This window comes from Nocardia sp. NPDC004860 (genome assembly GCF_040609015.1).
In the GTDB taxonomy this organism is placed as follows: Bacteria; Actinomycetota; Actinomycetes; order Mycobacteriales; family Mycobacteriaceae; genus Nocardia.
In genome coordinates, this window is record NZ_JBEXJI010000031.1 from 70,154 (window position 1) to 82,954 (window position 12,801).

Here is a 12,801-nt window from a genome sequence, read left to right on the forward strand (position 1 = left end):
GACGCTCGTACACGCCAGTTGGGCCGCGATATCGGTTGCCATCCAAAGGATTAGGGCATATCCGCCCGATCTCCGGCGAAAACTCCTGGTAGCCCAGGTAGTCGGCACGATCGGTCAGGACCACGCCCTATGTCGTCACTGTCCGGGCCCCGCCGGGGAGCCGAATACCTGGCAGCTCCATCACTTGTGGGGTCGATGCGCCTGCTCGCGCCCATCCTTCGGGCACCGCAATCCGGACATGCGTGCAGGCGCATCGCAACGTCGGCGGCGGTGTGGGAGTGGCGGGGTCGGCTCCAACCCCTGCGGGGTGACACCCCGACCAGCAGAGGGCCCCTGCTGTGACGCAGGGGCCCTCGGGGTTTCGACAGGGTGGGCGGTCGGGCCGCCCAGGCGGTCAGGGCAGTCGTTCGAGTAGCCAGTTGCCCTCTTCCTCGTTGACCAGCGAGGTTTTCGAGGCCGGGCCGGATGCGTAGAGGGCATCGTCGAACTGGGAACTGGCCGGATCGTCGCGGGGGCCGAGGCCTTCGAGGTCGCGGGTCCCCGCGCTGGTGATCTTCCCCAACCGCGGCAGCTGGGGCATGGCTCCGACAGTGTTGAGCGCGTCCTGCTCGGCCGCGGTCGGTGTCGTGCTGTCGAGGCTGAAGAAGGCACCCACCTCATGAGACATCCGCTTGTCCTCGAGACGGGCCAGGGCGTAGCGGGCCAGCAGCGCGGCCCGGCCGGCACCGACGACGGCCATGGGCTTGCTGCCGAAGCGCATCGCACACGTGCGCAGCGCAGCCTCTTCGATCACCTGCTCGGCGGTGTCCCAGTCGGATTTGTCGTCGTAGCCCACCAGGATCACGTCCTTGCCGTGTTGGGCCAGTTTGGTCCGCAGCGGGTAGTCCGGGCCGTCCACCCGGTCCGCGAACGCGTCGAGGTCGGTGGGTCCTGGGCCGGGTTCGGCGACCACGATCACCGGATCGACGACCCGCGCCACACCGTTGGCCGGATACACCCAGGCGGTGCCGCCTCGGAGTTTCCACTGATCTGAGGGAATGTTGTTGCCAGCCATGATCGAACTCCTCTCACGTCGGAAAACGAAGAAGGAATCTCCCATCACGCACCCGTGACAGCGTGCAACATCGCCCGGTCACAGGCTGCCGAACCGCCGGTCACCAGGTGATCTTGATTCTAGGAGAGGTCACACCACCGCGAGCTTCGGGCCCGCAGTGCGCGAGCTAGAACGGGTCGACCCCGGCCTTCGGTCGTACCAGGGGAGGCCTCTTCAAGGACCTCCAGCACGACGACGTTGTCTGCGGGGTGAGCACAGCGTCCAGTACGGGTTCGTCGGTCTGCCAGATCTCGGTATCGACCACGGCTCCTGCCGGCCCGCGCATCGTTTTCCGAACGCGGGGGCACCCGCGGACGCTTCTCCTCACAGAAGGCTGTAGGTAGTTATCGCTTCCTCACGGACGAACGCGGATGACCGTCTTCCCCTTGCGTCGCTGGGTCGGGTTGAAGGCGGCGACGGCGTCGTCGAGGGTGGCGACTGTGCCGATGTTCGTCCGCACTCGTCCGTCGCGCACACGCTGGGCGATCTCACCGAGTTGGGCGCGATCGGATACGACGACGAAGTCGATCGCCAGTCCGTGGGCGGGCCGAGCCTCGGGCGGCCCGGTGACGGTCACCAGCGTTCCTCCGGCTCGAACGAGATCCGCGGACCGCTTCTGGATGTCTCCGCCGATGACATCGAAGACCAGATCGACTCCGCCGATGTCTTCCAGAGAGTCGTTCTGAAGGTCGACGAACTCGTGCGCCCCGAAGTCGAGCGCGGTCTGCCGGCCGGCCGTGCGCCCGGTGCCGATGACGTAGGCGCCGGCCTCACGTGCGAGCTGGGTTGCCATCGACCCGACTACCCCGGCCGCACCGTGCACGAGGACGCTCTGCCCCGCCTGAAGACGGCCGTGCTCGAACAGCCCCTGCCAGGCGGTCAAGCCCGCCATCGTGGCGCCCGCGCCCACCGTGAAGTCGATGTCGCCCGGCAGCGGCGCGAGATTACGTGCCTCGACGACTACGTACTCCGCCAGTGTTCCGTCGCGAGTCCAGTCGGTGAGCCCGAACACCCGCTGCCCCACCGACACGCCGGTTGTGCCATAGCCGAGAGCACTGACCACCCCGGCCAGCTCGTGCCCGGGGATCGACGGCGTCCGGTCCCGGCCGAGCCGATCGATCCAGGTCGAGGGCCACTCCAACTCATCCCCGGTGAATCCCGACGCATGAACCTCGACGATGACATCGCCGTAGCTCGCGCCCGAGAGGCTAGCGAACCTCGCCACATCCGGATCGGGCCGCTCCACCAACGTCATTCCGGCCGTTCCGGCGGCCTGGTCCGTCACCACGATCGCCTTCATGTGAATACCTCCCTGTATCCAGGCCGTGCGGCCACACTCTGCGGGGGCGGAGCCGACCATGGCGATCCCGACGCTGAGCCAGAACATTCGGCCCTGCAGCGAATCACGATGGGAGCCAGCACCCGGCTGTCGGTTCACCTCAGCCGACTCGGTCATCGTCTTGTTCGTCCAGGCACACACGAGGCTATAGCGCTGAACTGCGGATACCGGGGTATTTCATCGGGACACGCTGCACGCCATGAGCGGGTCGCTGCGGCCCGATTCCGGGTATCGGGTTTCAGAGGTATCTATCGATGCCGGGGCTGGTGTCGATGCGGGTGACATCGATGTCACCCGCGGTTTCGATGGGGGTGATCCAGCGCAGGAATCGGTGGGCGGCGAACGCGACGACCAGTCCGCCGCACGGTGCTGGGAAGACTGCGTGGAACAAGCCGATTCGTCCGGCGAAGCGACCAATTGCCTTGTTGCGCTTCCTCACCCACACGAGCACCGCTCGATTGTGCTCGACACCCTGCGCAAAGAGCTTGGCGACACGTCGGCGTATGTCTTCACGCATATGGAACTTTCCTGCTCGGCCTGATTGACCGGAGATCCCCCGGTAGGCCATTCTGCCACGCTCGCATGGGGTTTCGCCCTGCATCGCATCGTCCTCCGAACGACTGTCGGACTGGGCTGTACCCCAGGCCGACAGCCGCCGGGCGCGTACAGGGTCCGGTTTTGCACACGAAAATGAGGGACCGGTCCGAGAAGCCCCGTCGATGTGACAGGAGGGCGTGACACTGGGCCAGTGACAAGGGGCGGAATGACGAAGTTGCCGAGGCTGACGCTTCGCGCAGCTCCTGTCGAAATGGAGCCCGCCGGAGGAGTTCTGACTGCCGACGCGGGCCCGCACCAGCACGCCCAGGTCGAGGAACTGCGGGATCCCGCAAAGCTCAGCGAGTGGATCAAGCTATTCCCCTGGCTCGACGCCGGCGAGGGACGACTCCCTCATGGAGGACATCCTGGGACGCTGCATGATCGACGGGCGTTTCAGTGCGTTGCTGCGCCAAGGCGGTGCGGACGTGACCCAGGTCCAGGTCCTGTTGTGGGGCATGGGCTGCTGGAACCGCAGGCTGCTACTTCCGGGCCGGGGCCGCAGAAACCGCTGTGGCCGTACAAACCGCTCTCGGCCAGTAGGTGCACGCTGGCAAGCTGGGCGTATGAAGTCTTCCGGTGGGCAAGAGCAGAGCATCGCGATCAGGGACGCCGATTCCCCGGCCTGGTCGGTTCGCGCCGCAGCTGGACGGCGGCTCGCGATATCAGCCAGGGTGGACGAGGTGGCGGACGTCCTCCATCGTCTTCTCCTGGACCAGGACACCGCAGTCACGCAAGAGACTGCCGTGGCCCTGCTTGCACGCAAAGACATCGTTGGCCTGCGCTGTGTACTGCTGGCCAGGAGCTACGCCGCCGAGACCTCGACCGCGGAAGAGATCCAGGCTGCTCTTGACTGCTACCCGGACTGGATGACGGCTGAGGGTGCCGACCGACTGATCAAGCAGCTGCGAAAGCTGACATCAGACGACGACCCCGGTGTCCGCGATGAAGCTCAGAGGATCCTTGCCTCACTACTGCAGCGCGAAGAATGAGAACGGCCGAATACGCGAGGATGGTCGGCTGACCATCGTTTTCCGAACGGGCCTCGGGCCCTGGTTGAGGAGCCGATGACAGGGCACTGAACAGGGGCCCACGTTTTTCCCTACGGCCGCGTGGGGCCGGGATCATTCGGGGGTGGCGGGAGCCTGGAGCAGCCGTGTCTGCAGCACCAAATACAGCACCGCCGCGTCTGCTGGCACCGCGAACGCTGAACCGGTGAGGTGTTCTATGCGCTTGAGACGGTGCAACACCGTATTGCGGTGCAGATGAAGCCGCTCTCCGATCGCCGAGGTCGAGCCGCGGAGTTCATACCAAGCCAGGGCTGTCTGTGCGAGAGCGTCGGCGTCGTCGGGGTCGAGCCGGTCGAACGCGGCGAGCGCATCGGAGAGGACGTCCGCGGCGAGTTCGGGGTGGGCCGCGATCAAGGCACGGGCCGGCGACGAGGCATAGGTGTGGACTCCGGTGTCGGCCGGGCTGAGACACCGGAACGCGAGCCGCGCCTGCTCGAGCGCGGCAGGAGCGGACACGAGGTCGGTGAAGGGTTTGCTGGCCCCGGCCCGCGCCGTCACGGCGCGTAGGGCGTGGTCGAGCGTCCCCGGGGAGCCCGCTGCGGCGAGGGTCACCCGATCGTCGGCGAGAACGGTACGGACCGTGGTCACTCCGGCCGCAGCGAGGCGGAGATCGCCGACCAGGACGACGAAAATGCCGGGGAGGGGCAAGCGCATCCTGCTGCACAAGTCCGCGCGCTGCGCCGGTGGGAGGTCGGGATCGAACAGCGCCCGCAGCAACCGTTGATCGGTTTGTTCACCCCCGGCGAAGACTATGCGCCGGTAGGTGTCGGCCGCCGCGACCGAATAGGCGTCGATGGTGGACCACACCAGCGTGGACAGCTGGGGCAGCGCGGGTTGGTCGTCCTGTTCCGCGCGTTCGACGACGACCTCCCAGAACGCCAATCCCGCGACGCGGAATGCGTGCAGCAAACTCTCCAGCGGGATGCCCCGCTCGGCCTCGAGGCGTCCGGCTCTGCGCGCGGGCTCGAGCGAGTACGGAGTGCCGGAGATGGCCTCCAGCAATGCGGCGAGGCTGTCGGAGACCAGAGTGCTCAATTCGTGGTGACCGAGTGCGGCTTCGTCGTAGTCCGTCTCGTCCTGTTCGATCTTGGCGGTCACCGTCTCGGAGATCGCAGCCAGATCCGCCCGCAGTTCTCGCAGGAGGTGCGGGTGCCCGATGTGGGTGTCCTGGGTCACCGTCGTCAACTTAGCGTTCCTTGTGCGTGCGCACAACGGAGGTGTCCGAAGTGGCGGCGTGCGCCCGTCGCCACGGTGAATGCCCTTCCGCGACACTGAATTTCCCTGATCGATGCGGAGGGAGCACGCCGTGACCACAGCCCCACACCACCACACCCACCCCGACGAGGTTCTGGGCGATGCCGAGCTCGCCGTTGGTTCGTCACCGCCGAAAGCGCTGCACGAACCTCCCAGCGGCTGACTGACTATGCGGGCCAACCCAGTTGGCTGCGGCTGCCCGGCATCATCGCCTCCGCGTTCGGTGCTCGACGGCCCGGATGGCGGCCACACACCAGCGAAAGGAGAAGGCCAACGACACGGTTATCTCACTCGAAGTGATTCTGGCAGAACACTTCCCAAGTCACATCGACGACAACCACTTGTACAACGATCGGAGTTGCCCATCATGACCACTGCCACTGGCGAACTGTTCGAGCGCTACCACGCGTGCTGGGTGGACCGCGACCCAGGCCGAATCGTCGAGTTCCACACCGACGACTCGGTGTTCCACATGCACTCGGGCCAGGAACCCGCCCGAGGCCGGGCCGCCATCCGCGAGGTCGCCGCAGGGACGTTCGCCCTGGTTCCCGACCTGACATTCCACCTGATCTCGCTGCGCGCCGGAGAGGATTTCTGGGTGGCCCAAATGCAGATGACCGGGACCACGGCAACCGGCAATCGCATGTGCGTCGACCTCGCGGATTATGTCCTGGTCGAAGACGGCGCAGTCAAGGAGAAACACTCCTACGTCGACGGGGTCGCCATGCAGGCCGCCCTGGCCTGAACGCGCGCGGTCGCCGACACAGCAGCCGCCGTGAGCCATGCCGTCAAATGCTGAATGAACCGAACCGGGTTCGGGTCGGCCGGTCGCCCTGTCCCGCGACGTCTGCCGGTGATCACGCCACAGACGGCCGGGCGGCCGGTTTGCGGGTGCATCGCAGTAGACCTGTGCCCCAGCGGGATTCGGCAGCGCTGTCGATCTCGGCGCGCGATCGAGAAGATCATGGGCATGGAGCTGCGACAGTCGAGGTCGCGGCCAACCGTTGCTGAACAGAGGTAATGCGCTCTTGCCCGCGCGTCTCCTGCAGCTTTCACCGGCGGCTGTCGCTACCCACTTGGCCAAGTGGCAAAAACCCCTTCCGACCCAGGTCGGAAGGGGTTTTCTTGGTCGGGCTGACAGGACTTTGAACCTGCGACCACTTGACCCCCAGATTCGCATACGGATCATTTGTGCACGTCACACAGGTGGGGCATGTTCGCCCAGCGTCCTTGCGACCAGGCATTGTTCGGTGGCGCGCACGCCGTGCGGCCACCCGGATGGCCACCGCCGCGATTGTGATCGGCGCCGTTGGTCGCCAGCCTGTCGGGGTGGATCTGCTGGAGGTGGTGTCACGTGAACGGTGGGACGTCCTGCTTGCAGACCGTGCCGGGTGGGGGCAGCGCGCCACGGATGACGTAGTCGCTCTCGTAGGCTTTCGCGCAGCTGCTCGGGTTGAACAGCGTGGTGTGCCCGTATCCAGCGACGGTAAGCAGTCTGGCGTTGTGCAGTTGGGCGGTCATGGCCAGGGCGTTGTGGTACGGGGTGGCGGGATCGTAGATGGCGTTGACGGTGAGGATCGGCGTCGCGGAGCGGCCCCACGGGCCGGTGTAGCGATGGGCGGCCTTGGCGGGCCAGGTGGAGCACGCCTCGGTCACCCACGCCCAGAAGGGCCCGACCGTACCGGCTCGAACGGTACTGAACTTCGCCATGGCGCCGTAGCTGTGCGGATCGCGCGGGTTGGGACTCTCGCCGCATATGATCGCCAAGGGCTGCTCGACGCCTGTGTACTTTTGCTGTTGGGCCGAACCTTCCCGGGAGGAGTCGCTCAGCGCTGTCGAGGACCAGTCCACCAGGCGATTCTCGCCCGGGGCGGGCATCTGCGGCGGTGCGCCCAGCCACAGCTGCTGCAGCAGCTCGGCCAGCGCCGTCCAGTTCGCTGGGGAACCGGCGGTGTCATGGACGGTATACAGATTGGCGCGCACGGCGTTGGCGGTGGCGGCGTAGGTGAACCCGTCCTGCGGGTGGATGAGCAGGCGGTGCAGCAGTGCCTCGTACTTCGCTCGGGTCGCCACCGCACTGCCGGCCGAGAACGGGCAGCGGATCGGGCCTGCTTGGCTGCACAGGTTCAAGAACTGTTCCAGCGTCTTGGCCGTTCCCAGGTCGGATGCCTGCCGTAGGAAGGTCGACAACGCCGGGTTCCAGTCGTACCACGCAGACGGATCGATATTGCCGTCCAGCACCATCGCCCGGACCCGGTCGGGGAAAAGGTTGGCGTAGGTGGCGCCCAGCAGCGTCCCGTAGGAGACCCCGAAGTAGGTCACCAGCTGTTCGCCGAGGACTCTGCGCAGCAGATCAATGTCGTAGGCCGAGTCGGTGGTGGAGACGAACCGCAACAGGGCCGGGTCGCGCCGCTCGCAACCCCGGCCGAGCTCGGCGTACAGGTCGATCCACCGCTGCTCCTGCTCGTGGCCGACCGGAAAACCCACAGGCAACTGCGCGAACCAGGCGTCGTACTCCGCCTGATCGTCGAAGCATTGGACGGAGGTCGATTCACCGACCCCGCGCGGATCCCAGCTGACGATGTCGAACCGTTCCTGGATCTGGAGTGGGAAGAGCGGATATGCGATTGGGAGGACTGTGGTGCCTGCTCCTGCCGGCCCGCCCGGGTTGAACAGCAGGCTGCCGATCCGATGCGCGGGGTCGGTTGCCCGGTGCCGGATGACCGCCAGCTCGATCGTGCGACTCTCGGGATGCTGGTAGTCCAATGGTGCCGGCACGGTGGTGCATTCGAAATCCGGGTGGTCGGGGCACGGGGTCCAGACCGGGGCAGGCGTTCCCCCGGTCGCCTCATCCGACGGCTGAGCCGTGGCGGGCGCGGCGCCGCAAGCCACAGCCGCGGCCACCATCATGGATGCCACTATGCATCGGGTGAAACGAGCGCGGTTCGTCACAGATCCTCGCTATCGTCACGGTGAAAATGCGTGGCTGTCTTACAAGGAACCCTCGACGCCGAACCGTAGCCGATCACGCGGCAAATGCCCGGTTAGGTCGATTCACCGGCGTGGTCCGATCGATCGCCCACACAAGCCGGTGACTAACCAAATGAGCCATCTCAGGTCAGAGGGTTGCGGCGTGTGCCCCGACATCGGGCTTGCCCGTCTGTCCTACGGCCGGACTCGGCAACCCCCTGGACGCCACGACCTGCGGCGAGAACCCCGCCGCGCACCGTTGACCAGGCCGAACGCGGCTTCATGTACCGCTGCGGACGGAGCCTCGTCGAGGGGGCGATGATCGTAGAGACCGCGCCCGACCTGCGGTGGGTGTGGGATTTGAACCCACGGTGGCGTGAACCACGACGGTTTTCAAGGTCGCTGATCTCGACGTTTGCGTGCCAATCCTGATCGTTGTTCCAAGCGCTGCAACATCTTTCGATACCCTTGGGACACTGCCGATTGTGTGTGGTAGTCATCCGTCCAGCGAGTCGGCAGGTTGCTGGTTCGAGTTGCCGAACTTGCCTCTCGAGATCGTCGCTCAGGTCCTGCAACTCGCCTCGGACCTCTTCCATTGCCGGTACCCCCGCAAGCCCGAGAAGCTCTAGCTTCAGAGCGGAGGTGGCCATAGCACTCGTTGCTCGCTCGAACTGATGGCCAGTCGGTCACGCAGCGCCCTCAGCAAAGTCCCACAGAATTGCCTGCTTGATCTCCACAAGGTCCCAAACGTTCATTGTCGCGGTCAGAGCCTCCACCAGAGCATCGACGGCCTCCTTGCGATTACGGTCACGAAGGGCCGACCACTCTTCAGGTCGTGTCCAGGTGGTTATGGGGTGTGGCTTTACGGTCTCTGCGGCGCGCGAGTGCGCGCTCGCGCGGCGAGATCGCCATGCCCGTCGGCGTAGCGCTTTGCAGGCGCGGAGTCACTCGGTCGACTGCAGCGGTACGGACGACAGTCCGCCCCAGCACAGGGTGATCACCGCCGCGATGGCGTCGGCCTTCGGGACAGCGCGGCCGGTGTCGAGCCAGTGCTGCGCGGCGAATTGGCTGGCGCCGACCAGCCCGGCGGCGAGCATGCGAGATCGGTTCGGGCTCAATCCGGAATCGTGCGCGACGGCGGTGGAGACGGCTGTCACGCAGTCGTCTGTTGCGCGTCCGACTCGCCATCGTATCGAGGGCTCACTCGGTACGTTGGAATCGAAGACCAGCCGAAACCCTTGCGTTTCATGGTCGACAAAGTCGAAGTAGGCCTGGATCGCGGCGCGGACCCGGTCCCGATTCGCGGTGGTCGAGTGCAGTGCCCGCCGCACCCCGTCGGTCAATGCGTCGATGTGGTGCTGCAACACCGCCAGATAAAGCTCGAGCTTTCCCGAGAATTCCTTGTACAGAATCGGTTTGCTCCAGCCTGCGCGATGCGCGATCTCATCCATCGTGGCCGCGTGAAAGCCGCGTGCGACGAAGACCTCGGTCGCTGCTGCCAGGGCGCGCCGTCGCCGCAGCGCACGCCTGGCACGTACGACGAATTTGGCGGACTGCCGCGACGGTATCGTCGGCTCGTATTCGATGGGTTCGGCGGTCATTTCCTGCTCCGTTAGGTCGGTCAGGCCTGGAGTTCGGCCAGTGCGTCCTCGAGATTGCGAGCGATGTCCCAGACGTCGGGAACGGTGTCGGGGCAGGCGAGAATTCCGAAGTCGAGGTGTCCGTCGTAGGACATGACAGTGATGTTCAGGCAGCCTGACAGCTCGGTGAGCACTGAGACTGGGTGGCTCGAGAGCACGCGAATTCCATTGAGGTACAGCGGTATCTGCGGCCCGGGCACATTCGAGACGAGCAGGTTGACCAGAGGGAGAGTGGACGCGGCCGCTCGCATCACAACTCGGGTGGGCATGCCGTGCAGCAGTGGTGTCGCCAGTGTGGTGACCTCGTGCAGCAGCTTCGATGACTGGGCGCCGAATCGTTGTTTGGCGACAAGCAGATTGTCCCGCAAGAGTTTCACTCGATGGCGGGGGTCGGTTTCGGAGATCGGCAGCGTGGTGAGCATGAGTGAGAACTGGTTTCCCGCGGTACCGAACTGTTCGGGTGTGCGCACCGATACGGGTATGGCGGCCAGTAGCGGTCGGTCGGTGGCGAGGCCCCGGTTGTGCATCCAGGTCCGTAACGCGGTGGTGCACAAGGCCATCACGACATCGTTGACCGTCCCGCCGACGCTGTTCTTGATGGTTTTCACCGCGTCGAGGGGCAGCGATGTGTAGGCGACGCTACGGGCGCTGGTGAGGGGACCGTTGAACGGTACGTCGGGGTGTTTGGTGCGTAGATCATCGGCGGAAGCCAGCAGCGTCGGCACGGCGCGCAGGGCGGCGCGGAATCGGGTTGCCGGTCGGGTGATCGCGTTCGGGAGGCTGCGCGCGAGCATTTCGACGGTCGACGGTGTCCGGTCGCGACGTACCTCCGGAGTCGACGATAGTGTGGCGGAGGGTGTTTCGCAGATATCCATTATGGCGGCCATGATCTCGGCGGCGGATACGCCGTCGATCACCGCGTGGTGCACTTTCGTGTAGACGGCCTGCCGCCCGCCCGAGAGTCCGGACACGAGGTGGCATTCCCACAGCGGGCGCGACCTGTCGAGCGGCTGACCGTGGCGGCGCGCGACGTAGTCGGCGAGTTCTCGATCATCGGCGCCGTCGGGCAGCCGGATATCGCGGACGTGGTATTTCAGGTCGATCTCCGCACAGTCCTCCCAGTAGGGCAGGTCCAATCCGAACGGGACTGTGCGCACCCGGCGCCGTAGCGGCGCGAGGAAGGGCAGCCGCTGTGCGAAAAGCCGTCGCAGTGCTTCGGAATCGAGCGGTCCGTTCGGCGCTGACGCGGAGTCGAGCAGCGTGATCGCGCCAATGTGTAGTGGCGTAGTGGACGTTTCGGTATCGAGCAGGTGCAGATCGAGCGAATCAAGCTGTCTCACAGTGCCAATGGCGCGTGCGGTCGAGATGTCGTCAGGGGTGTGCTGCTGGCCCACGGATTCCTCCCGGGTCGTGTCGGTGCCGGACGCGGCCGCTGGCGGGTAGGGGATGCCAACAGCTCGGGGCGTCGGTCCCGGACGTCTGGTGATTTCCGTGCATCGCGGCACGGAGCGCGACACCGTGTCGGCGCTGACAGGCTCGAACGGTGAAGCCCTCGATCTGGAGGGGTGACTGCGAGTGTAGTGTCAGCTGACACGTCATGGTCTTGATCGACCGTTACGTCTCGTTAATTGTGTGCGAACAATAAACACTGGTCGCACGTCCAAGTGGCTGGAGCCCTTTGAGCAGGTCCAGCGGTTGTGAGAGTTCTGATGCACCAGAATGGGTGCAGGAGGACGAGATCACGACATGACGTGACGACGACACACCCCCGAACAGATCATCCGCAAGCTCCGCGAGGGCGAGAAGCTGCTCGGTGAGAAGTTCTCGATCGAGGAGGTGTGCAAACACCTCGAGATCTCCGAGGCCTCTTGGCATCGCTGGCAGTCCCAGTACGGCGGCATGAAGTCCGACGACGCCAAACGGTTGAATGAGCTCGAACGCGAGAACGCGCGGCTGAAGAAGATGGTCGCCGAGCAGGCCCTCGACATCGACATGCTCGAGGAACTGAACCGGGCAAACTACTGAACCCGGATCGTCGCCGCAGGGCCGTAGTGGTTGTGCAGCAACGGTTTCGGGTATCACAACGCCGGGCATGCCGGGTGGCTGGACAGTCGCGGTCGGTGCAACGCCGCCCGCCGGCGGTCGCCGAGATCGAACGAACGCTGCGTGCTCGCCTGCGCGTGATCTCGCGCAAGCATCCGCGGTTGGCGCAAAGCACACGCGCTGTGTCGTGGCGAAGGGCTGGTCACCAACCATGAACGGACGCGACGACTCTGGCGCGAGGAGGGTTTGAACAGGCTGAGCCGGGCGCGCAAGAAGCGGCGCGTCGGGACCGGCCGCAACCCGCGCATGAGGGCGTCGTTTCCGGATCAGATGTGGGCGTTGGACTTCCAAGTCGACGTCACCGTCGATGGCCGGCAGCTGCGGTTGCTCAATATCGTCAACGAGTTCACCCGAGAAGCCCTGGCTACCAGAGCATTTCGTCCGTGCACCGCCGACCGTCTGGTGAAGGTGCTCGACGAGACTATCGCGGCTACCGGCCGGAGACCGGTCCACATTCGGATGGACAACGGCACCGAGATGACGGCGCACGCGATGACCGACTGGTCGGCGAAGTAGTCGGAATCCTTTGTCGCTTCGGACCAGAGCGCTCTCGCAGTCTCCGCATCGCTGTTGCTTCGCGCGTCGAGCATCCGAAAGGCCCATCCGCTGGGACAGGGTCATGTCCGCCGGCCAAATGTCCAGGAGCGGAATAGGATTGGCGCCCTTCGGTGACGGAGACGTTTCGATCAGGCTGTCGAGCCACAACAGCAACGCGAGGGTGATTCCCCTCGCTGCCAA

Annotated in this window: 10 protein-coding genes and 1 pseudogene; 5 read left to right on the plus strand and 6 right to left on the minus strand. The window is 65.4% G+C overall.

Annotation, left to right across the window (positions count from 1 at the left end):
* Window positions 1-394: 394 nt before the first annotated feature.
* Together ABZV44_RS37280 and ABZV44_RS37285 are read right to left on the minus strand one after the other, a co-directional pair.
* Window positions 395-1,054, minus strand: a complete 660-nt coding sequence (locus ABZV44_RS37280) for a hypothetical protein (RefSeq protein WP_354847285.1) — start codon at window positions 1,052-1,054, stop codon at window positions 395-397.
* A 394-nt stretch (window positions 1,055-1,448) separates the two neighbouring features.
* Complete coding sequence (locus ABZV44_RS37285; protein ID WP_354847288.1) at window positions 1,449-2,393, minus strand: NADP-dependent oxidoreductase; 945 nt, start codon at window positions 2,391-2,393, stop codon at window positions 1,449-1,451.
* 238 nt (window positions 2,394-2,631) lie between these two features.
* Here ABZV44_RS37285 and ABZV44_RS37290 point away from each other — a divergent pair, with 238 nt between their 5' ends.
* Both ABZV44_RS37290 and ABZV44_RS37295 read left to right on the plus strand, forming a co-directional pair.
* Window positions 2,632-2,973 (plus strand): hypothetical protein, encoded by a 342-nt coding sequence (locus ABZV44_RS37290; protein WP_354847291.1) that lies wholly within the window; start codon window positions 2,632-2,634, stop codon window positions 2,971-2,973.
* Between the two features lie 619 nt (window positions 2,974-3,592).
* The gene (locus ABZV44_RS37295; protein ID WP_354847293.1) at window positions 3,593-4,018 is read left to right on the plus strand and encodes a hypothetical protein; all 426 of its coding nucleotides are present in this window, start codon (window positions 3,593-3,595) and stop codon (window positions 4,016-4,018) included.
* 132 nt (window positions 4,019-4,150) lie between these two features.
* Here ABZV44_RS37295 and ABZV44_RS37300 read toward each other — a convergent pair whose 3' ends face one another.
* On the minus strand, window positions 4,151-5,272 hold the full coding sequence (locus ABZV44_RS37300; RefSeq protein WP_354847365.1) for a helix-turn-helix domain-containing protein: 1,122 nt from the start codon (window positions 5,270-5,272) through the stop codon (window positions 4,151-4,153).
* 445 nt (window positions 5,273-5,717) lie between these two features.
* Here ABZV44_RS37300 and ABZV44_RS37305 point away from each other — a divergent pair, with 445 nt between their 5' ends.
* Window positions 5,718-6,095 carry a nuclear transport factor 2 family protein gene (locus tag ABZV44_RS37305; RefSeq protein ID WP_354847295.1) on the plus strand — a complete coding sequence of 126 codons (378 nt, stop codon included), beginning with the start codon at window positions 5,718-5,720 and terminating at the stop codon, window positions 6,093-6,095.
* Window positions 6,096-6,700: 605 nt separating this feature from the next.
* On the opposite strand, the gene ABZV44_RS37310 is transcribed toward ABZV44_RS37305, so the two are convergent.
* The 3 genes from ABZV44_RS37310 to ABZV44_RS37320 all read right to left on the minus strand — a co-directional run bounded on the left by ABZV44_RS37310 (window position 6,701) and on the right by ABZV44_RS37320 (window position 11,300).
* Window positions 6,701-8,128 carry an alpha/beta hydrolase gene (locus ABZV44_RS37310; protein ID WP_354847297.1) on the minus strand — a complete coding sequence of 476 codons (1,428 nt, stop codon included), beginning with the start codon at window positions 8,126-8,128 and terminating at the stop codon, window positions 6,701-6,703.
* 1,136 nt (window positions 8,129-9,264) lie between these two features.
* Window positions 9,265-9,921, minus strand: a complete 657-nt coding sequence (locus tag ABZV44_RS37315) for a TetR/AcrR family transcriptional regulator (protein WP_354847300.1) — start codon at window positions 9,919-9,921, stop codon at window positions 9,265-9,267.
* A 20-nt stretch (window positions 9,922-9,941) separates the two neighbouring features.
* The gene (locus ABZV44_RS37320; RefSeq protein ID WP_354847302.1) at window positions 9,942-11,300 is read right to left on the minus strand and encodes a wax ester/triacylglycerol synthase family O-acyltransferase; all 1,359 of its coding nucleotides are present in this window, start codon (window positions 11,298-11,300) and stop codon (window positions 9,942-9,944) included.
* 427 nt (window positions 11,301-11,727) lie between these two features.
* Here ABZV44_RS37320 and ABZV44_RS37325 point away from each other — a divergent pair.
* Window positions 11,728-11,985 (plus strand): annotated as a pseudogene (locus ABZV44_RS37325) (transposase); the annotation flags it as partial.
* Between the two features lie 264 nt (window positions 11,986-12,249).
* Window positions 12,250-12,579, plus strand: coding sequence for a transposase family protein (locus tag ABZV44_RS37330; protein WP_354847305.1), 330 nt, complete (start codon window positions 12,250-12,252; stop codon window positions 12,577-12,579).
* Window positions 12,580-12,801 lie beyond the last annotated feature (222 nt).

Coding starts and splice junctions, on each gene's coding strand:
- ABZV44_RS37280 (WP_354847285.1), bottom strand. CDS start 1,054: ATGGCTGGCAACAACATTCCCTCAGATCAGTGGAAACTCCGAGGCGGC.
- ABZV44_RS37285 (WP_354847288.1), bottom strand. CDS start 2,393: ATGAAGGCGATCGTGGTGACGGACCAGGCCGCCGGAACGGCCGGAATG.
- ABZV44_RS37290 (WP_354847291.1), top strand. CDS start 2,632: ATGAGCGGGTCGCTGCGGCCCGATTCCGGGTATCGGGTTTCAGAGGTA.
- ABZV44_RS37295 (WP_354847293.1), top strand. CDS start 3,593: ATGAAGTCTTCCGGTGGGCAAGAGCAGAGCATCGCGATCAGGGACGCC.
- ABZV44_RS37305 (WP_354847295.1), top strand. CDS start 5,718: ATGACCACTGCCACTGGCGAACTGTTCGAGCGCTACCACGCGTGCTGG.
- ABZV44_RS37315 (WP_354847300.1), bottom strand. CDS start 9,921: ATGACCGCCGAACCCATCGAATACGAGCCGACGATACCGTCGCGGCAG.